At 60.2% G+C, this 23,856-nt stretch carries 21 protein-coding genes; 6 read left to right on the forward strand and 15 right to left on the reverse strand.

Features of this window, described 5'->3' with window-relative positions:
• Positions 1 to 45: 45 nt before the first annotated feature.
• The 3 genes from panB (at position 46) to glpK (ending at position 3,282) form a co-directional block, all read left to right on the forward strand.
• Positions 46 to 885 (forward strand): 3-methyl-2-oxobutanoate hydroxymethyltransferase, encoded by an 840-nt coding sequence (gene panB / locus ACR0FG_RS05165; RefSeq protein WP_170712356.1) that lies wholly within the window; start codon positions 46 to 48, stop codon positions 883 to 885.
• Entirely contained in the window at positions 882 to 1,733 is an 852-nt protein-coding gene (gene panC, locus ACR0FG_RS05170; protein ID WP_480890814.1) for a pantoate--beta-alanine ligase, read from the forward strand. The genes panB and panC overlap by 4 nt, the downstream gene beginning before the upstream one ends.
• A 70-nt stretch (positions 1,734 to 1,803) precedes the next feature.
• A complete protein-coding gene (glpK, locus tag ACR0FG_RS05175; protein WP_480890816.1) occupies positions 1,804 to 3,282 on the forward strand; it encodes a glycerol kinase GlpK in 1,479 nt (492 codons plus the stop codon).
• Here the strand turns inward: glpK and smpB are convergent.
• The 10 genes from smpB to ACR0FG_RS05225 all read right to left on the reverse strand — a co-directional run bounded on the left by smpB (position 3,279) and on the right by ACR0FG_RS05225 (position 11,412).
• Positions 3,279 to 3,755, reverse strand: a complete 477-nt coding sequence (smpB, locus tag ACR0FG_RS05180) for an SsrA-binding protein SmpB (protein WP_170712350.1) — start codon at positions 3,753 to 3,755, stop codon at positions 3,279 to 3,281. The genes glpK and smpB overlap by 4 nt on opposite strands.
• Before the next feature lie 44 nt (positions 3,756 to 3,799).
• Positions 3,800 to 4,342, reverse strand: a complete 543-nt coding sequence (gene idi, locus ACR0FG_RS05185) for an isopentenyl-diphosphate Delta-isomerase (RefSeq protein ID WP_170712348.1) — start codon at positions 4,340 to 4,342, stop codon at positions 3,800 to 3,802.
• Positions 4,343 to 4,490: 148 nt separating this feature from the next.
• Complete coding sequence (locus ACR0FG_RS05190; protein WP_170712346.1) at positions 4,491 to 4,904, reverse strand: cytochrome c family protein; 414 nt, start codon at positions 4,902 to 4,904, stop codon at positions 4,491 to 4,493.
• 113 nt (positions 4,905 to 5,017) lie between these two features.
• Positions 5,018 to 6,031, reverse strand: coding sequence for a P1 family peptidase (locus ACR0FG_RS05195; protein ID WP_480890819.1), 1,014 nt, complete (start codon positions 6,029 to 6,031; stop codon positions 5,018 to 5,020).
• Between the two features lie 72 nt (positions 6,032 to 6,103).
• Positions 6,104 to 6,850, reverse strand: a complete 747-nt coding sequence (locus ACR0FG_RS05200) for an SDR family oxidoreductase (RefSeq protein ID WP_480890822.1) — start codon at positions 6,848 to 6,850, stop codon at positions 6,104 to 6,106.
• Positions 6,851 to 6,905: 55 nt separating this feature from the next.
• On the reverse strand, positions 6,906 to 7,325 hold the full coding sequence (gene arfB / locus ACR0FG_RS05205; RefSeq protein WP_480890824.1) for an alternative ribosome rescue aminoacyl-tRNA hydrolase ArfB: 420 nt from the start codon (positions 7,323 to 7,325) through the stop codon (positions 6,906 to 6,908).
• Positions 7,326 to 7,588: 263 nt separating this feature from the next.
• Complete coding sequence (locus tag ACR0FG_RS05210; RefSeq protein WP_480890827.1) at positions 7,589 to 8,236, reverse strand: queuosine precursor transporter; 648 nt, start codon at positions 8,234 to 8,236, stop codon at positions 7,589 to 7,591.
• Between the two features lie 91 nt (positions 8,237 to 8,327).
• Positions 8,328 to 9,212 carry an esterase-like activity of phytase family protein gene (locus ACR0FG_RS05215; protein WP_480890829.1) on the reverse strand — a complete coding sequence of 295 codons (885 nt, stop codon included), beginning with the start codon at positions 9,210 to 9,212 and terminating at the stop codon, positions 8,328 to 8,330.
• Positions 9,185 to 10,048: a penicillin-insensitive murein endopeptidase gene (mepA, locus tag ACR0FG_RS05220; RefSeq protein WP_480890832.1), complete on the reverse strand. Its 864-nt coding sequence runs from the start codon at positions 10,046 to 10,048 to the stop codon at positions 9,185 to 9,187. The genes ACR0FG_RS05215 and mepA overlap by 28 nt, the downstream gene beginning before the upstream one ends.
• On the reverse strand, positions 10,045 to 11,412 hold the full coding sequence (locus ACR0FG_RS05225) for an MFS transporter (RefSeq protein WP_480890834.1): 1,368 nt from the start codon (positions 11,410 to 11,412) through the stop codon (positions 10,045 to 10,047). The genes mepA and ACR0FG_RS05225 overlap by 4 nt, the downstream gene beginning before the upstream one ends.
• A gap of 129 nt (positions 11,413 to 11,541) precedes the next feature.
• Here ACR0FG_RS05225 and ACR0FG_RS05230 point away from each other — a divergent pair, with 129 nt between their 5' ends.
• The 3 genes from ACR0FG_RS05230 to yaaA all read left to right on the forward strand — a co-directional run bounded on the left by ACR0FG_RS05230 (position 11,542) and on the right by yaaA (position 14,751).
• Complete coding sequence (locus tag ACR0FG_RS05230; RefSeq protein ID WP_170712329.1) at positions 11,542 to 11,829, forward strand: YggT family protein; 288 nt, start codon at positions 11,542 to 11,544, stop codon at positions 11,827 to 11,829.
• Between the two features lie 78 nt (positions 11,830 to 11,907).
• The gene (gene recQ / locus ACR0FG_RS05235; protein WP_480890836.1) at positions 11,908 to 13,947 is read left to right on the forward strand and encodes a DNA helicase RecQ; all 2,040 of its coding nucleotides are present in this window, start codon (positions 11,908 to 11,910) and stop codon (positions 13,945 to 13,947) included.
• Between the two features lie 33 nt (positions 13,948 to 13,980).
• A complete protein-coding gene (yaaA, locus tag ACR0FG_RS05240; RefSeq protein WP_480890838.1) occupies positions 13,981 to 14,751 on the forward strand; it encodes a peroxide stress protein YaaA in 771 nt (256 codons plus the stop codon).
• Between the two features lie 98 nt (positions 14,752 to 14,849).
• Here the strand turns inward: yaaA and ACR0FG_RS05245 are convergent, their stop codons facing one another.
• From ACR0FG_RS05245 to ACR0FG_RS05265, 5 genes are all read right to left on the reverse strand, one after another.
• Positions 14,850 to 17,063 (reverse strand): response regulator, encoded by a 2,214-nt coding sequence (locus ACR0FG_RS05245; RefSeq protein ID WP_480890840.1) that lies wholly within the window; start codon positions 17,061 to 17,063, stop codon positions 14,850 to 14,852.
• Positions 17,064 to 17,130: 67 nt separating this feature from the next.
• Positions 17,131 to 19,173, reverse strand: coding sequence for a hypothetical protein (locus ACR0FG_RS05250; protein WP_480890843.1), 2,043 nt, complete (start codon positions 19,171 to 19,173; stop codon positions 17,131 to 17,133).
• On the reverse strand, positions 19,170 to 21,932 hold the full coding sequence (locus tag ACR0FG_RS05255; RefSeq protein WP_480890846.1) for a DUF4159 domain-containing protein: 2,763 nt from the start codon (positions 21,930 to 21,932) through the stop codon (positions 19,170 to 19,172). Before ACR0FG_RS05255 ends, ACR0FG_RS05250 begins: the two co-directional genes overlap by 4 nt.
• Complete coding sequence (locus ACR0FG_RS05260) at positions 21,929 to 22,804, reverse strand: DUF58 domain-containing protein (protein ID WP_480890849.1); 876 nt, start codon at positions 22,802 to 22,804, stop codon at positions 21,929 to 21,931. Before ACR0FG_RS05260 ends, ACR0FG_RS05255 begins: the two co-directional genes overlap by 4 nt.
• The gene (locus tag ACR0FG_RS05265) at positions 22,801 to 23,808 is read right to left on the reverse strand and encodes an AAA family ATPase (RefSeq protein ID WP_480890851.1); all 1,008 of its coding nucleotides are present in this window, start codon (positions 23,806 to 23,808) and stop codon (positions 22,801 to 22,803) included. Before ACR0FG_RS05265 ends, ACR0FG_RS05260 begins: the two co-directional genes overlap by 4 nt.
• Between the last annotated feature and the right edge of the window lie 48 nt (positions 23,809 to 23,856).

Raw genomic sequence — 23,856 nt, forward strand, 5'->3', positions numbered from 1 at the left:
TGATCTGCTATGCCGCGCTGCAACATGAACACCGGAGGAGCGATCATGAGCGCCACGGCCCGCAAATCTGCCCCAAATGCCGAAGATATTCGGGCCCGCAAAGGCGGCGAGCCTCTGGTCAGCCTGACTGCTTATACCACGCCGATGGCGCGGCTGATGGATGCCCATTGCGATTTCGTCCTGGTGGGCGACAGCGTCGGTATGGTGCTGCACGGGCTGACCTCGACCCTTGGGGTGACGATGGAGATGATGATCCTGCACGGGCAGGCCGTTGCGCGGGGTCTGGACAAGGCGATGATGGTCATCGATATGCCTTTTGCCAGCTATGAACACGAACCTGCCGAAGCCTTCCGAAACGCTGCGCGCCTGATGGCCGAAACCGGCGCGGGTGCAGTTAAACTGGAAGGTGGCGTCGAGATGGCCGAAACCATCCGCTTTCTGGTCAAGCGCGGCATTCCGGTCATGGCGCATATCGGCCTGACACCGCAGTCGATCAACACTCTGGGCGGATACAAGGTTCAGGGCCGGAATGATCAGGCCGAAACGGTACTGGCCGATGCACGCGCCATCGCAGATGCTGGTGCATTTTCGGTTGTGTTAGAGAAGGTTCCACAGGGTTTGGCAGATCGGATCACCGCCGATATTTCGATCCCGACGATTGGCATTGGTGCGTCGGCAGGCTGCGACGGGCAAATTCTTGTGGTCGACGACATGGTCGGATTTTTCACCGCTTTCAAACCGAAATTCGTCAAACGATATGCCGAGCTTGGACCATTGGCCGAGGCCGCAATCGCCGAATATGCGGCCGACGTCCGCGCCCGGGCCTTTCCGGCGGCCGAGCATGTGTTTTCGGATCAGCCCCCGGTCAAAGGGTCAAAATCATGACACCCCCTATTCTTCGCCGTCTGACCGATCTGCGCGCGCTAACGGCTGAGTGGCACCGCAGCGGGGAAACGATAGGCGTTGTTCCAACGATGGGGGCCCTGCATCAGGGCCATCTGTCTCTGGTCGACGCCGCCAAAGATGGATGCGACCGCGTGATCGTGACGCTCTTTGTGAATCCCAAGCAGTTCAACAATCCTGAAGATCTGGCGAAATACCCGCGGACAGAAACGGACGACGCCGCAAAGCTCGCCCCTTTTGGTGTGGATGTATTGTATGTTCCAGACCCCGAGGAGATCTATCCGCAAGGGTTTGCAACCAACGTATCCGTCGCCGGACTGACTGATATGATGGAGGGGCCGGGACGTCCCGGCCACTTCGATGGCGTCGCAACTGTTGTGGCAAAACTGTTCCTGCAAACGCGGGCGAACAAAGCCTATTTCGGGGAAAAAGACTATCAACAGTTGCTTGTCGTCCAGCGCATGGCGCGTGATCTGGATATCCCGATTGAAGTTGTGGGCTGCGAGACTGTACGCGAGCCGTCCGGGCTGGCCATGTCCTCACGCAATTTGCGCTTGTCTCCAGCAGGGCTTGAGGTCGCTGCGCATATGAACCGCGCGATGCGCCAGATTGCCGAGCGCCTTGGCGCGGGTGACGCTCTTGCGCCGCTTGTGGAACAGGCAAAGACCGCCTTGCTCAGCGCGGGGTTCAGCGAGGTCGAATATATCGAACTGCGTTGCGCGGAAACCCTGGCCCCGCTGAGCCACGCAAGCCGTCCGGCCCGTCTGTTTGCCGCTGCCTGGACCGATGATGTTCGCTTGATCGACAATATCCCGGTCGCGCAGGCCTGATTTCTGCACTGGAAGGATTGCGACTGTTTGCGCTAAAGTCCCGCAAAACGTTACGGGGAAGAGGGCAGACATGACCTATATTCTGGCAATTGATCAGGGCACAACATCCTCGCGCGCCATTCTGTTTGATGCTCAGATGCAGCGCGCGGGCACCGCGCAGCGCGAGTTTACGCAGCATTTTCCACAGGAAGGCTGGGTCGAGCATGATGCCGAAGAAATCTGGGACAGCGTCCTGACCGTTTGCCGTGAGGTTTTGGAAACAACCAGTGTAAGCGCTGATCAGATTGCAGGTATCGGGATCACCAACCAGCGCGAAACCACCGTTGTCTGGGACCGCACCACTGGCAAACCGATACACAATGCCATCGTCTGGCAAGACCGCCGTACCGCCGAAATCTGCGAACGCTTTCGCAAAGCCGGGTGTGAGGATGATGTGACCGCACAAACCGGCCTGTTGCTGGATCCTTATTTCTCGGGAACCAAGGTCAAGTGGCTTTTGGATACCGTCCCGGATGCCCGCGCGCAGGCCGCGGCGGGCAACCTGCTGTTCGGCACCATCGATACTTTCCTGATCTGGCGCCTGACCGAGGGACGTGTCCACGCCACGGACGCCACAAACGCCGCCCGCACCTTATTGTTCGATATTCACAAGGGTGAATGGAGTACCGAGATTTGCGAACTGCTCGACGTGCCAATGACCATGCTGCCAACGGTGCAGGATTGTGCGTCTGATTTTGGAAATACGACTCTAATTGGGGGGAATATTCCCATTCTGGGCGTGGCAGGCGATCAGCAGGCTGCAACAATCGGTCAGGCGTGTTTCAGCGCAGGGATGATGAAATCAACCTATGGCACGGGCTGCTTTGCGCTGCTGAACACCGGGTCGCAGCCGGTCGCATCCAGGAACCGCTTGCTGACAACAATCGCCTATCAGCTGGATGGTCAGCGGACCTATGCGCTGGAAGGGTCGATCTTTATCGCCGGGGCCGCCGTTCAATGGCTGCGTGATGCGCTTCAGATCATCGAGGCGGCACCTGAAAGCGGTGATCTGGCGGCGCAGGCCGACCCGACCCAGCATGTGGTTCTGGTTCCGGCCTTTACCGGCCTTGGTGCGCCCTATTGGAAACCGGATTGCCGGGGGGCAATGTTCGGCCTGACCCGCAACTCGGGCCGGGCCGAGATCGCCCGCGCCACGTTGGAAAGCATCGCATTTCAAACCCGTGATTTGTGGCACGCGATGCAGGGTGACTGGGGTGACGCTGCTGATGTCATTCTGCGCGTTGACGGCGGGATGAGTGCATCGGACTGGACCATGCAAGGCTTGTCCAACATCCTTGGCGCGCCAGTCGACCGCCCGGTGATGCAGGAAACCACCGCCTTGGGGGCTGCATGGCTCGCTGGAATGAAAGCGGGCGTTTACCCTGATCAGGCAGGCTTTGCCGGCACATGGGATCTGGACCGCCGGTTTGAGCCTTCCATGGCCGAAGCCGACCGCGACGCTGCTTATGCGCGCTGGCAACGGGCAGTTCAGGCCGCCATGGCGTTTTAACTGTGGTCTTTCATCAAGCGCTGCTTTTGACGTGACCAGTCGCGCTTGGCCTGTGTTTCGCGCTTGTCATGCAGCTTTTTACCCTTGGCGATGCCAATCTTCAGCTTCGCGCGGCCCTTATGGTTGAAATATAATACCAGCGGCACCAGCGTCATTCCCTTGCGCTGGGTCGCATTCCACAAGTTCGACAGTTCTTTCCGCGAGACCAATAGCTTGCGACGACGACGCTCGTCGTGCTTGAAAACTTTGGCCTGCTCATACGGCGCGATGTAGCTGTTGATCAGCCACAGCTCGCCTTCATCGACCGAGGCATAGCTTTCGGCAATGTTCGATCCACCCGCGCGCAGGGATTTGACCTCGGACCCTTCCAATACGATGCCACACTCAATATCGTCCTCGATCGCGTAATCGAAACGGGCACGCCTGTTCTCGGCGATAACTTTGTAATTCGGGTCGGTCTTCTGCTTGGCCATGACGCGATGATCTATGCCGCTTGCGCGCGCCTTGCAAGATGGGCTTAGGAATTGGCCGAGATTATCAGGTCTGGCCCAAAGATCGTGTCGGCGTGATTGTGCAGGTAAATCTTGAGCCAGGGGGTAAAGCGCGCGGGGTGGCGTTGCACTTCGGCCAGAAGATCATGGTAGTCGATCCAGCGGATCTCCATCACTTCGTCCGGGTTGGGCTCGATTTTCAGCGGACCGCGCACATGCGCGAGAAAGACGTCGACGACTTCGTTCTCGACCAGCCCGTTGCCGACATCCGCATGATATTCCAGCCGGTGGCGATATTCGGGATAAAGTCCCGTGATCCCAAGTTCTTCACGCAGACGCCGCACTGCACAGGCCGAGGCGCTTTCTTTCCACTCGGGGTGCGTGCAGCAGGTGTTCGCCCATAGGCCAGGCGTATGGTATTTGCCCAGCGCCCTGCGCTGCAGCAAAATCTCGGTACCACGCACCAGAAAGACCGACACCGCCTTGTGCTTCAGGCCCTTTTCATGCGCTTCCAACTTATCGACGGGGGTCAATTCACCCTCAACCCAAGCCGGGATCATGATGCCCATCTGTCGTCTCCTGCTGTCGGAAATCCGGTACGGATCACGTCACCGGTTTTCCACCAAAGTGGCGCTGATCGGACCTGGGTTCAATCGCACGAAAGGCCGCAGGGGGGCTGCGGCCTTTTGCATCTGGTCCAAGATCGCCTGCGGCGGATTATTCGCCGGATACACTTACGATATATGCGTATACGTCCTCGCCACCCTTCTTCAGCTTGAAGGTCATTTTCGACTTGGCTGAGGTTTCGCCCAGATAATCCTTGAGGAACGCCTTGGGGTCCTGCGAGTAAGCGACAAAGGTTTCCTCGTCCCAGACCAGACCGTTTTCACCTGCGGCCACGATGCTGTCGCCGTACTTGAAGCCCTCTTCGGTTCCGGCGGTGCGACCCGCGATACCATAGAGGTTCGGGCCGGTCTTGCCACCCTTGACGATCACTTCGCCCGCGGGGTCGACGATCTGGTGGCAGGATTTGCATTTGTTGAAGGCCTTCTTGCCGGCTTCGGCGTCACCTTCGGCATAAGCTGGCAGGGCCAGTAGCCCGGCAATTGCGGTGGCGAGGATACGATTCATAGCTTTTGCTCCGATACAAATTGGCTGCACCGAATGGATCGCTGGCACAGCAGAGAGTCAACGCGCAGATTGCCGCGCGCGGGCACTGTGACACAGGCTGGATCGGGTCGTCCTTAACCTATGTCATGTCCTTGCGACCAGCAGGGCAAAAGATCGCCCCCGCTGGGGGTCGCCAGAAAGATGGCCCGCGCAATGGCCCGAGCCAGACAGACCGAGGCAGCATGACCGATCATTGCCAGCGTCTCGGGCGCGACTGTATGGACGCCCGTGCTGATGCCAAAAACAAGGTCCCCGTCCCCCGGCGTATGGGCGGGAACGATGGCGCGGGAAATACCGTCATGGGCGGCCATCGCCAGCCTCTGGCATTGCGGTTTGGTCAAGGCTGCATCGGTTGCGACAACGGCAATCGTGGTGTTTGCGCGGTCTGACGGGGCGGAATGCATCACCTGCGCCTTGCGGCTGGAATGGGTGCGACCAAGGCCCGATTTGGGGTCTGGTCCAAGGCCCCCGAACTCGGCATCTATCTCGAACGGGGCGGCCCAAAAATGGCGGTCGCCAGGTGTCGTCACGCTGCCAAGCGGGTTGGCCGCAACCAGAGCTCCGACGGTTGTGCCATCCTCAAGCACCAGCGAAGCCGAGCCCAACCCGCCCTTGTGCATCGCAGCCAATGCCCCGGTTCCGGCCCCGGCGGTTCCCAATTCAAATTGCTGTGAGGCCGCCCTGTAGGCGGCTTTGCCAAGACCACGATAGGGGTTTTCGCTCCAGCTCTTGTCCCCACCATTCAGCAAATCGAACAGAATCGCACCCGGGACGATGGGAACGATGGCCGTGCCGACCTCAAACCCGCGCCCCTCGGCCCGCATCGCGTCTGCGACACCAGAACAGGCATCCAGCCCAAAGGCCGAGCCGCCGGAAAGCGCGATCGCGTCCACCCGGTCGACCGACTTGTCCGGAGCCAGCAGGTCCGTCTCGCGCGTGCCGGGCGCACCGCCCATGACATGCACCGACGCGGTGAAAGGATGATCTGCGGTCAGGACTGTGGTGCCGGAATTCAGCTGCTGGTCCTGCGCGTTGCCGACCTTCAAACCGGGGATATCGGTAATGAGGTTCCTAGGTCCGGGGGTCATGTTGGTTTTGAAGTTGGGCAAAGGAGCGCGCTGCCTCCGGCGGAGGTATTTTTGAACAGAAGAAGGGGCGGGTCAGATGCATCGACCACCGTCCACTTCAAGGGCTGTGCCGGTGATCATGCTGGCTTCGTCCGAGCACAGGAAGCAGGCGGCATTGGCCATGTCTTCGGGGGTTGAGAAGCGGCCAATCGGGATAGTCGACAGGAATTTGGAGCGAATCTCGGGCGTGTCTTCGCCCATGAAAGATTTGAGTAGTGGGGTTTCTCCGGCGACGGGGCAGACGGCGTTGACACGGACGCCAGAGGGAGCAAGCTCGACCGCCATGGTTTTTGTGGCGGTGATCATCCAGCCTTTGGACGCGTTGTACCAATTGAGATTGGGGCGCGGGGACAGGCCCGCAGTTGAGGCCACGTTCAGGATCGCGCCGGTGCCTCGGGCCTTCATCTGAGGGACAATAGCGCGAGCGGTGAGGTAGACGGATTTCATGTTCACACTGAAAACACGGTCAAAGTCATCCTCGCTGACCTGTTCCAAGGGCGCCGGCAGGTGGGTGACACCCGCGTTGTTGACAAGAATGTCCAGATGGTCCCAGTCGGCGTAAGCACTGTCCGCCATTGCCTGCACAGACGCACCGTCGCTGACATCCACCTGTCGAGCTGAGGCATTGGGCCCAAGCCCATTGGCCATGTCCTGCGCTGCATCGCCGTTGATGTCGGCAATCATCACGCGTGCGCCTTCGGTCAGGAATTTCTGCGCGATGCCTGCGCCAAAACCGGACGCGCCACCGGTGACGATTGCGGTTTTGCCCTCTAACCTCATGATCTTGCTCTCCCTTGCCGGGGTCAGACTAGCAAGGCCGTGCGAAGTTACCAGATTATTCTTCCGAGACTTTCCCCCGCAGCGCCTTGACGTCTCCGCGGGCCTTTTTCGCCGCAAGCCGCCGTTTGACCGATCCATAGGTCGGCTTGGTCGTGATCCTGCGCTTGGGTTTGACCAATGCTCGGGTGATCAGTTCGACCAGACGGGTGCGCGCGATCTCGCGGTTGCGGGCCTGGCTGCGGGTTTCCTCGCATTGGATGATGATCGCGCCATCCTTGGTCCAGCGACGACCGGCCAGACGTTTCAGCCGGGTCTTGACCGGATCTGGCAGCGACGGAGACCGCGCAGCCTCGAACCGCAACTCCACAGCGGTTGAGACCTTGTTGACGTTCTGCCCGCCGGGGCCGGATGACCGCACAAAGCTTTCCGTCGTTTCCCAGTCTTGCAGGGCGATATCATGAGTGATGCGCAACATGCGGGCGACCTTACTTGGCTTGCGCAGAAACAAAAAGGGCCGCCCCGGCGGGACGGCCCTTCGAAAGTTCAGGAGGTTGGGTCGGTTAGATCCGTTGACCAGCCGGGGCGTGCGCCCCACCAAGGGCTGCCCTAGCAGGCGATCCCCCCGGTTGTTCCGACACCTCTCTCCAATCTCTTTCTCGACACTGGATCACCTCCTTTTCTATCTGTTGCGGTTAACTATGAGCCTGACACAAGATGCGCCATTCTCAAAGAACTTTTTTACGCAGGCTGTGCGGCGGTCAGACGGGCGACGATCACCTTGAACGGGATCAGGGCGATCAGCGCCAGTGACAGCTTCACCAGCCAGTCCGCGAAGGCCAGTGTGACCCACAGCGGGGCCATCGGGCCGGACAGCATGAAGGGCACAGGCTCCCACGCCCAGTTGATCGCGGCGTCAGCGTTTGCGCCAAAAAACGCGACCGAGGCCGAGAAGGCTAGGGTGAAGAAGATCGCGGTGTCCAGCGCCGATCCGACCAAAGTCGAAACCAGCGGCGCGCGCCACCAGCGGCCGCCGCGCATTGCGTTGAATACAGTGACGTCGGTCAGTTGCGCGATCAGGAAAGCGGCGCCTGAGGCCACTGCGATCCGCAGCGGTACGGCAGCGTAGGTGAACCCATCACCCTGCAGCATGATCTGGCTGCCGATCAGCGAGCAGATGATACCGGTGATAAAGCCTGCGAATACGACTTTGCGGGCCGAGGCCACGCCATAGACGCGGTTCATGATATCTGTGACCAGAAAGGCCAGTGGATAGGTGAAAGCACCCCAGGTCAGCAGCCCGTCAAAGATCAGGAACTGAACCAGAATGTTTGAGGCCACGACAATGGCGGCCATGGCAATGATGCCGGGAATATAAGAGCGTTGCATTTTCAGATGCCCGTTTTGACAAGGTAGCGGCGACTTGGCCTCGGGCTCATCCCAAGGCAAGCTGTGCGTTTAGACCCTTGGCCCCGCACTGTCAATCGGGCAGCAGATATTCGACCAGTTCGGTGCGTTGCAGGGCCAGAAAGTTGTCATCCGAAATCATCGTCGCCCGCAGCCGCCCCTGACCATCCAGCCAGATTGACAAACCTTCGAGGTTGTCATGGGTGCCGGTGCCGGTATCAATCAGAATTTCCTCGGAACCCGGAACATCATCTTTGATTTCCCACCTTCGCAACCGCGTATCAAAACCGATAAACGAGACCCGGCGTTCAAGCAGATAGAGCCGCCCATCAGGCCCGAAATCGGCGGAAACTGGCAGGAACCCGTCGCGTGGTTGCAGCGTAAATGGCGTTGACCAAGCTGATCCGTCCCAGCGATAGACCAGAATGTTGCCTTCCGCAGATCGGCTTTTCTCGGTCAGGATATACAGGCGCCCCTGTTCATCAATCGCCAGTGCCTCAAACGAACCGTTGCGGTCGAGGTTCCGGAAAACACCGGGGCGCGCCAAGACGCGCGCCTTCGAGTGCGGCGTTTGGTAATGCGCGACGCGATGTATCCCTTCGAACGAGATATAAAGACTGCCATCCGGCGCAAATGCGATCCCTTCGGAATCGCCCGCACGCCCGCGCAGCTTGTGACCTTTGCTGGACAAAATCGGCCATTTTTCCAAGATCTGAATATCAGTGATCGCGTCACCTTCGCGCGCGATCCTTGCCGTGGCCAGAGTCGCGCGGTCGCTAAGGACGGTCATGTGCCGGCCATCCTCAGTGATCTGAAGGGCGGAAAAGCCGCCGAACCAATTCGCATTGTGTCGCCATGGATAGCTGCCAAGGAAGGTCGCCGATTTGACGTCCACTGCCATGGCCGATCCAGCCAGCATCGCAAAGGCGATCAGTTGGACTGTAAAACTGCGGCGCATTGTTGGGGCAGGTCTGCCAGACGATACTCGCGCCGCTTTTTCGGGGCCGGCGCATTTGGGTCGGGCGGCGGTGGGTTCAGGATATTTTGCACCCATTGCTGTGCCTCAGCACATCCATCACCTTTAGGAGGTGCATCCTGATTGACGCAACCCCTGGACCCGCGCGGGCACTTCAGGCGCACGTGGAAATGATAGTGATGTCCCCACCATGGCCTGATCTTGCGTAAGTAAGCCTTGTTGCCTTTCTCATCGTTGCACATCTGGACCTTGGCACCGGGGAAGACGAATATCCGCGCCACGCGCTTGTCCTTGGCTGCTTCACGCAAAATGGCATGGTGTTGTTTCGTCCAGTTGCCGTTCACATAGGCGCCGTTGGCGCGGCGCAGGGAAATCGACGAGATATTCTCGCGCGCCTTGCGGGAAAGGCGCATATTGTCGCCCGGCAGCATCCAGATATCAATGTCCAGTCCCAACTGATGGCTGCGATGGCCTGAGGTCATTGGCCCGCCCCGCGGCTGGCTGATATCGCCGACATAGAGACCATTCCACCCCGGCTGCCGTGACGCAAACCGGCTAAGGTCCTGCACATAGTCAATCGCCTGCGGATGTCCCCAGTTGCGATTGCGCGACAGACGCATGGCCTGCCATGTGGGGCCTGTTTCTGGCAGTTGGACCGACCCGGCAGCACAGCCGCGCGAATAACTGCCGAAAGCGGCCGATTTTTGTTGCGAACCTGCTTTCTGCGCACCGAAAAGCTGCTTGGCCAAGGGTTGGGCCCCCGCCGCACCTGCCAGTGTAATTGCGGCCAGAACGGCCAGAAAACGTAATAAAATCATCTGCTCTGATCCCCTTCCGGTTTCACCCAGCGCATCAGGAATAGACCCAGAATAAACAACCCAATGATCGGTGACACCCCCAGTCTTGCGCTGCCGGTCACTGTTGTGGCTATCCCGATCAGCAGCGGTGCAGCGAATGCCGTCGCCCGGCCCGACAGACCATAAAGACCAAAGCTCTCGACCGGGGTTGCTGGATCCGTATGACGTACCATCATGGATCGGCTGGCGGATTGCAAAACGCCGCCCATCCCGCCGATCAACACACCACAGCCAAAGAATACCACATCCGGCAGGTTTGAACCCTCGGGCAGCGATATGCCATAGATCTGAGTCCGGTCCATCAATACCACGGTGAGGCAGACAAAGATCAGCACCCAGATCGCGACCAAAATCACCGGTTTAGGGCCGTATTTCCGATCCATCTTACCGCCGATCCACGCAAAGATGGCCGAGGCCAGAACGCTGACGATCCCGAACACGCCGATCTTGATCAGATCCCATTCCAGCACCAGCCGAGCATATACGCCGCCAAAGCTGTAGAGCCCGTTCAGCGCATCGCGGTAGAACATGGACGAACCCAGATAGGTCGCCAGACTGACCCGGTGGCGCAGCGCGGCGATGGATTTACCCAGCAGCTGTAGCGCCTGACCGACACTGCCCTGTTTCTGGGTGTTCGGATCGTCCCGCACCCACAGGAAATAGGGCACCATGAACAGGATGAACCAACCTGCCGTGAACGGTCCGACAAAGCGCGTGCCTTCTTGCGCTGCAGCATCCAGCCCGAGGATCGGAGCGATCCCGATCAGCGTCTTGCCATTGGGCTGTTCGACAAACAGCGTCAGCATGATCGCCAGTGAAATCAGACCGCCGAAATAGCCGAAGGCAAAACCCGAGCCCGAAATCTCGCCCACCTCATCGTCATCCCCCAGATCGGGCAGCTGAGAGTTGATGAAGATCAACGCATATTCCGCGCCCACAAAGCCCAGACCAAAGGCCGACAGCATCAGCCACATGTTCGACCCGTCGGGCATCGTGTACCACAGCGCGGCAGAGCCCACGGCGTACAATACCGAGAACCCGAAAATCCACGGGATGCGCCGCCCCGACACATCCGCCATCGCCCCCAGCAAGGGCGCACCAAAGGCAATGATCAGCCCGGTGATGGTCAGGCAATTCGCCCAGACCGTTTGCGCCTGCGCCGCTGCGGCATCAGAGTCTAAACCGGTGTTTGCATAATACCGCGCTGCAACCCCGGCAAAGAATGGGCCAAAGACAAAAGTCACCAGCAGCGTGTGGAACGGCTGGCTCGCCCAATCGAAGAACCACCAGCCCCAAATGCGCCTGCGCTTGGAAATCTCAGCCATGACTGCCCCTGCTTATTGTTGCAATCATAAGACGGGGCTTTGACCCGATGCGCAAGCGCTGAGTGCGCCGCACTTGCTCTTTGCCGCTACGACGCTTAGGTCTCAAGACAATTGACGAACGGAGTGCCCATGCTGTCGCTGATTCAAATCCTATTGCTGATCCTGGACATTGTCTGGTTCATCATCCTTGCCCATGTAATCATGAGCTGGCTGATCAACTTTCAGGTGCTGAACCTGCACCAGCAACTGGTGGCACAAATCTGGTACGGGCTGAACCGCTTGTTAGAGCCGATTTACGGCCCCATCCGCCGCATCCTGCCCAATATGGGCGGGCTGGACCTTACCCCCCTTGTGGTGCTGATCGGGGTCTATGCGCTGCGGATCATTTTGCTCAACAATATGGTCTATTTCTACTGACCTCTTGTTCACCGAATCTTAGTATGTGATGGTCCTGTCTTAAGAGCAGATAAACCTTAATACAGGGCCATCCCAAGCATGTTTGACTCCGCACCCTTGTTGCGAGACGTCTTTGGATTCGACGCCTTCCGCCCCGGGCAGGAAGAGATCGTCGAGGCCGTCACGCAGGGCGAAAACGTGCTGGCGATCATGCCCACCGGCGGCGGTAAATCCCTGTGTTTTCAACTGCCTGCCCTGCTGCGCGATGGGGTGACAGTCGTCATCTCCCCTCTGATCGCCCTGATGCGCGATCAGGTGCGCGGGCTGCAGGAAGCGGGGGTTGAGGCCGGTGCGCTGACATCGGGCAACACCCCCGAGGAAACCGACGCAGTTTGGGAGGCGTTGGAGGCCGGACGGCTCAAGCTGCTCTATATGGCGCCCGAACGTTTGGCGGCCGGATCGGCCTTGGGAATGCTGCGCCGGATAAATGTCAGCCTGATTGCCGTGGACGAGGCGCATTGCGTCAGCCAATGGGGCCATGATTTCCGCCCCGACTACCTGCGGATCGGGGAACTGCGACGCGCGTTGAATGTGCCTCTGGCCGCGTTTACCGCAACAGCAGACGCCGAGACGCAGGATGAGATTGTCGAGAAACTGTTCGACGGCTCAGCACCGCGCAAATTTCTGCGCGGTTTTGACCGGCCCAATATTCATCTGGCCTTTGCCGCCAAGGATGGTCCCCGCAAACAGATCCTCGATTTCGCCGCCGCGCGTAAGGGTCAATCCGGCATCGTTTATTGTGGCACCCGCAACAAGACCGAGGTGCTGGCGCAGGCCCTGCGTGCCGAGGGGCATTCCGCCTGCCACTATCACGGTGGTATGGACCCGGAGGACCGACGCATTGTCGAAACCCGCTTTGCGCGCGAGGACGGGTTGATCGTGGTCGCCACCGTGGCCTTTGGCATGGGTATCGACAAACCCGATATCCGCTGGGTTGCCCATGCGGACCTGCCCAAATCCATCGAGGCCTATTATCAGGAAATCGGCCGTGCGGGCCGCGACGGAGGTCCAGCCGAAACCCTGACCCTGTTTGGGCCCGATGACATCCGCCTGCGTCGGTCGCAAATCGATGAAGGGCTGGCCCCACCCGAACGCCGTATGGCCGATCACGCACGGCTGAATGCGCTGCTGGGGTTGGCCGAAGCGCTGGTGTGTCGCCGCCAGACTCTGCTGGGGTATTTTGGGGAAGAGGCCACGCCTTGCGGCAAATGCGATCTATGCGACACCCCGCCCGAGGTGTTCGACGGCACCACGCCCGTCCGCATGGCGCTATCGGCCATCCTGCGCACCGAGGAATGGTTTGGCGCGGGCCATCTGATCGACATCCTGCTGGCCAATGAGACCGACAAGGTCCGCGCCCGTCGCCATGACGCGCTGCCCACGTACGGCATCGGCAAGGACTGGTCGCGCGCGCAGTGGCAGGCGATCTTTCGGCAGATGATGGGGCACGATCTGGTGCGCCCCGACCCTGACCGCCACGGCGCGCTGCGCATGACCGAGGCCGCCAAACCGATCCTGAAAGGCGCAGCGCAGATCGACCTGCGCAAGGACACGATCCGCAAGGCCACGCGTCGCCCCGTCGTCAAGGCGATGGTTGCCGAGGAAGACGCACCGCTGCTGAGCGCGCTCAAAGCCAAACGCCGGGCGCTGGCAGAAACGCAGCGGGTCCCGGCCTATGTCATCTTCCCCGACCGCACCCTGATCGAAATGGCCGAGAAGCGCCCGATGACATTGGACGACATGGCCCGGATCGGTGGTGTAGGCGCGAAGAAGCTGGAACGCTATGGCGATATGTTCCTTGAGGTCATCGCCGGAGAAGTTCAGGCCCTCCACCCTGCCCGCCGTAAACTGGCGGGACGCGATCAGGGTGACATTTACGATCAGTTGTTGGCCGTCCAGACCGATCTGGCACGGGGTCCGAACGGGATCGACAAACCGCTCAGCTGCACCGCTTCGCAACTGGCCAAGGTGGCTCAACTGCGACCCGGCGATCTGCGCGGGCTCGAGCAGGTGCTCGGCGATCGCCGTCACGAAAGGTTTGGTGCCGCCTTTCTGGACGTGCTGGAACAGGCGGGCTAGATACGGCCCATCAGGCAAAGAACGAGGGCGGATATGCTGGTAGTGATTTCCCCGGCCAAGCGGCTGGACTGGGCCGAGCGCGATGTGACGCTCAGCCAACCCGATTTTCAAGACGATGCAATCCGGCTGTCGAAAACCGCCCGCAATCTGACACTTGGTGATCTGAAAAAGCTGATGGACCTGAGCGACGATCTGGCCCGTCTGAACCGCGACCGTTATCGCGCGTTTTCCGAGACGCCCGGCGCGGAGGTGACCCGCCCCGCTGCGCTGGCCTTTGCGGGTGACACCTATCAAGGGCTTGAGGCCGCTTCGCTGGACGCCGATGAAATGAACTGGGCACAGGATCATCTGCGTATCCTGTCCGGTCTTTATGGCGTGCTGCGTCCACTGGACGCGATTCAGCCCTATCGGCTGGAAATGGGCAGCAAGCTGAAAACCCGCCGCGGCAAGAATCTGTATGAATTCTGGCGCGATCAACTGAGCAAGGCGCTGAACAGACAGGCTGTCGAGATTGGCAGCGACGTGCTGATCAACTGCGCCAGTCAGGAATATTTCGGCGCGGTGGACCTGAAGGCGCTGAAACTGCAGGTGATCACGCCGGTTCTTATGGAAGACAAGGCAGGCAGGCCCAAGATCGTCAGCTTTTTTGCCAAAAAGGCACGCGGCGCGATGGCCCGTTATATCATTCAGAACCGGTTGACCGATCCCAAGGGTCTTCTGGATTTCGACACTGGCGGCTACGTATACCGCCCCGAGCTGTCAGACGAGGACCGGCCGGTTTTTGTGCGCCCTTATCAGGGGTGAACCGGGGTTTGCGGCATCGAGCGCAGAGCGAGGGGCCAGCCCCTCGCGCACCCCGAGGTATTTTTGAACAGAAGAAGATTGGGAACCCCGACGCCGCGTCAGTCTGACGGCGCGCGCTCTAGCGTAAGTGGTTGAGCCCCCTCGGGTAGATGATCCAGAATCATCTGATGAATCAGCTTTTTGTGCAGCGGTTTGGTCAGGTAGTGATCCAGACCGGCGGCCAGTATGCCCTGGTCATCACCCGCCATGGCATGAGCGGTCAGGGCCACAATGGGCACGCTGCGATCCGTTCCGATCTCGCGCCTGCGGATTTCTCCGGTGGCTTGCTTGCCATCCATCTTGGGCATTGAGATATCCATGAAAATCAGATCAGGCAGAAACGCATCATAGGCCTCGACGGCCTCAAGGCCGTTGGCCGCAAAGCGCAGATCGATATTCAGATCCTTGGTCATCTTCCTGAAGATCAGTTGATTGGTCTTGTTGTCTTCGGCCGCCAGCACCCGCATCAGTCTCTGACTCGAGGGTTTTGAGGTCTTGAGTAAGGGTCTCTCCTCGGTTGTTTTGGTCGGCTGACCAACTCGCTGTGACCTGCCGAGCTCTGTGAGTCGCCTGTAAAGTTCGGATCGGGGGATCGGCTTTTGCAAAACTGCGTCGATCAGGTGATGCGCCGGATCGGCGTGGATGACGCCCGGATTGGCCGACATCACAACGATCGGCAGATTGATCCATCCGCGATCCCGCAAGGTCGTGGCAAGTTCTGATCCATCCATGTCAGGCAGATTATGGTCGCACAGAATCAAATCGACAGTTTCATCCACCAGCGACAGCGCCTCGGCCCCTGTGGCGCAAACCGAGACCTGTGACCCCAGCCGTCCCAGCTGCTTGGTCAACAAAGCACGGTTGACCTCAAGATCCTCGACAACCACGACGTGGTGCAGCCGGTCAGTCAGGTTGGGCGGCGAAGGCTGCGGCCCTTCAGCCGTAGGCAGCGTGATGCGGAAGCCAAAACAGGAGCCCTTGCCAGGTTCACTTTCGACCCAAACCGTACCGCCCATCATCGTGATCAGGCGTTTGGTGATCGCAAGTCCAAGACCGGTCCCTTCGAACTGTCGACTGCGCTCATCCTCGACCTGATTGAACTCACCAAAAATGTGCGAAATCTTGTCTGCCTCGATACCGATCCCGCTGTCTTCGATGGCAACATGGATGTCGCAGTTTTGCAGATCGGGATGCGGCACGCCGGTGACGCGGATCAGCACATGCCCGTCCGCCGTGAACTTGACCGCGTTGCCGACAAGATTGGTCAGAATCTGCCGCACGCGCCCCGGATCACCGATAAACAGAGTTGGTAAAAACAGATCATAATCCACCAGCAGGGTCAGGCCCTTGTCCCGAACGCTGGGCTGTAACAGCATCGCGACCTCAAGAATGCAGCGCTCCAGATCAAACTGTTCAGGGTGCAGCGCCAGCTTGTCTGCCTCAATCTTGGAATAATCCAGAACATCATTGATGATGACCAGCAGCGCCTCGCCCGAATTGCGGATTGTGTTGACATAGAGCCTTTGTTCCTCGCAAAGCGGGGTCTCCGTCAGCAGCTCGGTCATACCAACGATGCCGTTCATCGGTGTGCGGATTTCATGGCTCATATTCGCAAGAAAGGCCGATTTCGCGCGGTTCGCGGCCTCGGCGCGTTCGCGCGCCGCGTGCAGTTCCGCTTCATGCCGGACCGAAGAGGTGATGTTGAGCGCCAGGCTGACCACATCACCTCCAGAGCCGCGCTGATCAATCAATCGGATATACTGACCGTTCCACAGTTGAATCACGATCGGTTCAGGGTTCGACTTTGCCCATCGCTGAGCCATGCGGGCCTGCCAGTCCGCGCTGGGTTCCTCGCCGATATCGACGATGCCTTCGCTTGTCAGAATCTCGATGATTCGGCGATACGAGACGCCGGGGGCGACCTCGTCCAACCCTTCGAACACGCTTAGATATGCAGTATTGGCGCTGATCAGGCGACTATCGCCGTCGAAAAAGGCGAACCCGTCCTGAATGGTCTGGATCGAATGCCAAAGACGGCGTTCGGCGACTTCTATCTTGGCGTTGGCGGCGGTCAGGTCAGATTTGACCTTTTCGTTTTCCCCTCTGACAGTTGCCACCTCGGCCTGGGTTTCGTCAATCTGGCGCGTCAGGGCAATCGCATGGCGGCCCAGTTTCTGGTTGGCCGCTGATAATTCGGCTTGCTTGAGATGCAACAAGCGCTCGGCCGCCAGCCGCGCGCGTCGTTCATGGGCAAGTTTTTCTGCAAGGCTCATCGGTTCGCAATCCCAAGGCAATCTGGGCTCAGCATCCGGATAACCCGTGAAAAAGTGCTTAAAGACCCTAGTGGCGGCCCTCACGCAGCCAACCGGCCACAAGGAAGCCACCTGCAAGCAGCAAAACCAGCCACGGCGGTAATAGACCGGCCTGTGTCACGTCCCGGGTTTCGTAAGCCTCGCGCGGGGTCAGACCGATCCAGCCACGCCCGGCGGCAGGCCGTCCTGCGCGCACGTTGCGGATGGAGGGCAAACCATCTTCGATACGGATCGCGCCGCCACGCAGGCTGGACAGAACCGGATTCAGAACTTCATCCGTGGCGATGGTGCGCTCAAATTCTTTGGGTGCAGCTGGGCCGAGGCCGATCACCGCCGATTGCTCCCCCTCTTGCAGACGATAGAGACCAATCTCAGGCCCGAAATACTGCGCCTCGAACCGGCCCGGAGACACCTCGCGCAGTTCAACATCAAGCGTTTCGCCATCGGGTCGTGTCACGGTGACCGGGCCGACCTCATCGTTGAGGGTCTGGCGAATGATACGCATGGATTGCCCGTTGGCTTCAGCCCAAAGCGCCTCTTCTTCAAGCTCGGGCTCTTTCATCATCCAATGCGCCAGCCTACGCAACAGCTCCAGCTGTGGTCCACCGCCGTCGAACCCGCGGCTCCAGAGCCATGCGTGATCGGAGGCCAACAGGGCCACGCGGCCTTCACCGACACGGTCCAGAACCAGCAAGGGGCGATCTTCAACACCTGTCATCAACAACTCACCCGTGCGGTGTTTGACGTCGATCTGGCGCAGCCAGGCACCCCAGGTTTCGGCATCGCCCAAATCGGTAGTGACAGGATGGCGCTGTCCCATATCGGTGACCATCGGGACAAAACGCTCTTCGATCACACGCGCGGTTGGCTGCGCCGGCAGCATCGGCGCAAGGGGCGAGCGAAAGATACTGTCGGCGGTCGCAAAATCCGGCCCCGCTGCGATCAAAACGGCACCACCGTCGTTGATATAGTTGGTGACATTGTCCAGATAAATCGCAGGCAGGATGCCGCGCCGCTTGTAGCGGTCAAAGATGATCAGATCGAAATCATTGATCTTTTCCAGAAACAGTTCGCGCGTCGGGAAGGCGATCAGCGAAAGTTCATCCACCGGCACGCCATCTTGCTTTTCCGGCGGGCGCAGGATGGTGAAATGCACCAGATCAACCGAGCTGTCGGATTTCAGCAGATTGCGCCATGTGCGCCCTCCCGGATGCGGCTCACCGGACACCAAAAGGACCCGCAGCCGGTCACGAACGCCGTTCATCTGGATCAGGGCGGTGTTGTTTCGGTCGGTCAGCTCCCCTTCGGCCTGCGGGACCGAGAACTGAATGACGTTGCGCCCGCCATGGGGCAGCGTGACGGGCAGTTCAACATCGACGCCGATGGGAATAGTAAACCGGTCGGGCTCGGCCCCATCGACCGAAATTTCCAGCGGCGCACTTGTGGCCCCGACCGGCGCGGCCCCGCTGTCTTCGACGCGCAAGGTCAGGGTGATCGGTTCGCCGATAATGGCAAAGGCAGGTGCGTTGCGCACGATCAGCCTGCGGTCCCAATCATCCGCGCGGCCCGTTTGCAGCAGATGCATCGGCGCAGGCAAATCAGGGGCCTGATCGACGTCATGTACAAGCCCGTCCGAGATGACAAGGATGCCGGCGATGCGCGCGCGCGGTTCTTCGGCCAGAGCCTCGTTCAGGGCAGCCATGACCTGCGTGCCTTCGTCGCCTTCCGCGTCTCCTACGCGTATGCGGCGCAGCTCGGTATTGTCGCGGGATTCGATCCGGGCGGCCAGATCCTCGGCCGCTTGTTGGGTCTGCTCGGCCCGATCCGACAGGGTCTGACTGGCGCTTTCATCCTCGATCATCAACACGATATCGGTCAGCGGAGCGCGGTCTTCGACCTGATAGACCGGACCTGACAGGGCCCCTATCACGACCAGCGCCGCAAGCCCGCGCAGCGCCCAGCCCGACAGCCCCCGCCACAAGGCCAGCACGACGCCCGCAAAAGCAATCGCCGCTATGACCAGCAGAACCGGCCAGGGGATCAACGGATCGAATATGACGGTTCCTGTCATTGTCCCAACCTGTCCAGAAGGGCGGGTACATGGACCTGATCGGATTTGTAATTCCCGGTCAGCACATGCATCACCAGATTGACGCCAAACCGATTGGCCAATTCCCGTTGCCGTTCGCCTGCATAGCCGCGCCCCACCGGCAGCAAAGCCTGCCCGTTGCGATCCACAGCCCAGGCCCCGGCCCAGTCATTGCCGCCAATCACAACCGGCGTCACGTTGTCGTTGAGATTGCGGAAGGGCATCCCCTCGATCTGTTCCGCATCCGGCGGAGCGGATTCCACCCAGACACCGGCACCCGCATAGCGCCCCGGAAAATCCTGCAACAGGTAAAAGGCTCGGGTCAGCACGTGATCATTCGGAACTGGCTCTAACGAAGGGATATTCAGCGGCGCAGCCAACTGTTGCAGCTTGCGTCCATTGGGGCTGGAGGCCCCGAATTCGGCAATATCCGCATCGCGGGTATCAAACAGGATCATCCCGCCGGATCGCAGATACATGTTCAGCTTGGCATAGGCCTCGACCGAGGGTTGCGGCTGATCCGGTGTAATCGGCCAATAGAGCAGAGGAAAGAACGCAAGCTCGTCCCGTTCGAGGTCAACGCCAATGGGTTCGGCCGGTTCGACCGAGGTTCGGAAATACAGCGTTTGCGCCAGCCCGCGCATCCCCGCCAGCGCAATGTCATCGACCTCGCGATTGCCGGTCAGGACATGGGCCAGCACCAGTTCATGGGTGGCGTTCAGCGCAAAGTCCGTATCCTCGGCCGTCTGCGCCTGCGCGTCCGGGACCACCAACATAGCCCCCAGAACCAATGCCGCCGTTCTTGCCATACCCAGACGCCCGGACAACGCCAGCGAGGCAATGACATCAACGGTCAGCAGGATCAGGGCGAGGCTCAGCAACAGACCTGCTATCGGTGTTTCCGTACTGATCTCTTGCCCTTTGATCGGGACGTCTGGAGGCCAGACCACCGGTTGCAGGACAGTGTCGTCAGACAGAACATTCAGCGCCAGCTTTTCCTTGCCGCTTTCATACAGACCCGGCCGCAGATCGGGGCCGACCTGTCCTGCAATCAGCTGCGCGCCATCCACACCCGGCAGGCTTCCTGCGTCGGTCAGGGTTCCAAACCCGTCCATGATCTGAATAGGTTCCCATGTGGTACCCTGCAACTGTTCCTCTTGCCGCGATTTCGCCGCCGAGGCCACCGCCAGACGATCCAGCATCTCAACAAAAAGGCCGGACAGCGGCAGGCTGGACCATTCCGCATCTGCGGTCACATGAAACAGAACCACCTGACCCAGACCCAAGGCCTTACGCGTCACCAAAGGCGTACCGTCCGACAGCGATGCCACCACACGATCCGCCAGATTAGGGTCTGGTTGCGCCATGACTTGCGTGGTTACGGTCACGTCCGAGGGAATTTGCAATCCGTAGAACGGAGAGCCCTCGGGAAATGCGGCCAATCCCTTGGCCTCGCCCCAGCTCATCGCGCCACCGACGGATCGCCCTCCGCTGCGCAGGCGTACGGGCAGCAATGTCTCTTCCTTATCCCGGCCCAGATCGCTTGCGGCCATGCGCGGCCCTGCAAAGCGCAGCAATAGGCCGCCTTTCTCGACCCATTCGGTCAACGCGACCTGCTCGGGTTCAGCCAGTCGTGCGACGTCGGCAAGGACAATCACATCAGGGTTGGCGGGCAGAACCTCAAGCAACCCACCCTCGACAAAATCTGCCGTCGGGCTCAGCACCTGCGTCAGATAGTGCAGCGGCGACAGCAGCTCCAATCCTTCGCGGTTGAGCGTCCCAGCGATCAGAGCCACTTCGCGACGGCGCAGACTGTCATCTGTCAGCGTCATGGCTCCGGCAGAGCGCTGCCCCTGAATCTCGAACCGGGTGATCCGCGCACGCAGTTCAGAAGGCAGGGCCAGGTCGATCTGCGCCACCGTCTCACCGCTGTCGAACCCCATGTCAACGGACTGCAGTACCCGCATGGTTCCGGCAGGATCGCGGCCTTGCGCCAGAACCGTCATCGTTTCCGCCGGTCCGGGCGTTTCCCGCATTGCGGTCAGTTGAATGACCCCGTCCTGATAGGTCGCAGGCAAGAGCGCCCTCACCCCCTGACCTGCGCGATAGACCGTCACGTCGCCGCGCGGCTGCAAGGCCCAGAGGATACGGTCATGACCGGGATAATCCAACCGGTCACTGAACCAATGCGTATCAAATCCGTCTTCAACCTGACTTAGAGCCTGAATCGATTGCTCAACCTGCACCTCGGTCGGTTGCCACGCCTTCGGCGTCAGCCCCGGCAATCGCCCCCGCCATGCTTCGGCGGCCTGAAATACCGGCGTCTCCGGCTCGGTCAGGCGCAGGATGGATACAGGGCGTCCGGCACGTCCAGCCTCGGTCAGTTGCACGTCAATCTGGTCCAGAACGGTTGACCAGCGCGAGGCACCGGCCCAGCTGGCATCCAGAACCAGCAACAACGGCCCTGAACCGGTCTGGTCGCGGGATGGGTTCAGGACAGGTCCGGCCAATCCGATGATGATCGCCGCAGCCGCCAGCATCCGCAGCAGCAACAGCCACCACGGCGTTCGGTCAGAAACGCTTTCATCATCTTTCAGTCCAAGCAATAGGGTCACGGCGGGGAACAGGCGGCGGATCGGCGCGGGCGGGACGGCGCGCAGGATCAGCCACAGGATCGGCAGGGTCAAAAGACCCAGCAGAACCCAAGGCGCAGAAAACCCGATGCCAGCCAGAACGGTCATCGTGCACCCCCGTCCAGTGCACGATAGAGCCACAATAGAGCCGATTGTGCGCTGTCATCTGTATGGTGCAATCCAAGCTGCCAGCCTGTCGCGCGGCACAACTGCGTCAGCGCATCCTTGCGCTGCGCAAGACGGTCCAGATACCGGTCGCGCAGGTCCCCGGCCTTGAGCGTTTCGTGTCGCGCCGTGCCGCCAACGCTTTCAAAGATGGTTCGGCCCCGATACGGGAAATTCTCTTCGCTGGGGTCCAGAACCTGCAACAACACGCCGCGCACGCCGCGATCCGCGGCCTTGGTCAAGGCCAGTTCGACCTCATCCAGCGGACCGAGAAAATCAGAGACGAAAACGGCGCGGGCATGGGGGATCATGGCGCGGTGTTCGGGCGGGGCATAGTCGGCCTCGGCATCCTCGGACCAGGCCTGTGCAAGGCGAATAACCTGCGCGTTGCCCCGGCGCGGTGGCAGGGTTGTTCCGGTCAGACCAACACGCTCTCCGCCCCGTACCAGCAGGATTGCGGTAGACAGGCCCAGCAGGCGCGCCCGGTCGGTTTTGGTGGGCAGGTTCTTGTCCGACGCAAACCGCATCGATGCGCCCTGATCGACCCACAACATCACCGACTGCGCAATCTGCCATTCGCGCTCGCGCACGAATTGCTGATCCCCGCGCGCCGAGCGGCGGTGATCGATCAAGCGGCGGCTGTCCCCGATCTGCGCCGGGCGGTATTGCCAGAAATCATCGCCCAATCCGGCGCGACGCCGCCCATGATCGCCCAATAAAACAGTGCCTGCCAAGTGTTCGGCCCGCGCCAATAGCGGCGGCAACCGGGATGCCTCGGCCTCGGATCTTTCACGAAGGGTCAGCGCGGCATTCACGCCGCAGCCTCGGTGCGGGTCAAACCAGCGGCAGTGGTTTCGATCAGATCAGACAGACTGTCTCCGCGCGCACGGGCTGCAAAGTTCAAGGCCATCCGGTGACTGAGAACAGGACGCGCCATGTCCAACACGTCCTCGGCATTGGGGGCCAACCGCCCTTGTAGCATCGCACGTGCCCGCACCGTCATCATCAGCGCCTGCGCCGCGCGCGGACCGGGACCCCAGGCTACGGTTTCCATGACACGCTCGGATGCGCCGGGTTCGTCCGGGCGGAAGGCACGGACCAAATCAAGGATTAGCTCCACAACCGAGTCACCCACGGGCATACGCCGCAACAACGTCTGTGCCGCCAGCAATTCCTTTTTGGTGAAAATCTGATGTGCGTCGGCCTCTTCAACCCCGGTGGTCGCCAACAGAATGTCACGCTCGGTCTGGCGATCAGGATATTCCACGTCGATCTGCACCAGGAACCGGTCCAATTGTGCCTCGGGCAGCGGATAGGTGCCTTCTTGCTCAATGGGGTTCTGCGTCGCCAGCACGTGGAACGGAACCCCCAGATCGCGGTCCTCACCGGCGACGGTCACGGTGCGCTCCTGCATCGCCTGCAACAGCGCCGATTGCGTACGCGGACTGGCGCGGTTGATCTCGTCCGCCATCAACAATTCACAGAAGATCGGGCCCGAGATGAACCGGAAATGACGGCTACCATCCTCTGCGGTATCCAGAACCTCGGACCCCAGAATATCCGCGGGCATCAGATCGGGGGTGAATTGAATGCGGTTGCCGTGCAGGCCCATCACGGTCGACAAGGTTTCGACCAGCCGCGTCTTGCCCAGACCGGGCAGACCAATCAGCAGGGCATGCCCCCCGCAGAGCAGCGCGGTCAGGGTCAGATCCACGACCCGTTCCTGCCCGATGAAGCGGCGCGTGATCGAGGATTTCGCCTCTTGCAACTTGTTTTCCAACGCTTCGATCTCGACAACAAGGTCGGCAGCTTCGGTCATGAGTTTCCCTTCCGTGGACGAATATGTTTGAAGTGTATCGCGTTGAGA

Source organism: Ruegeria sp. E1, assembly GCF_056534225.1.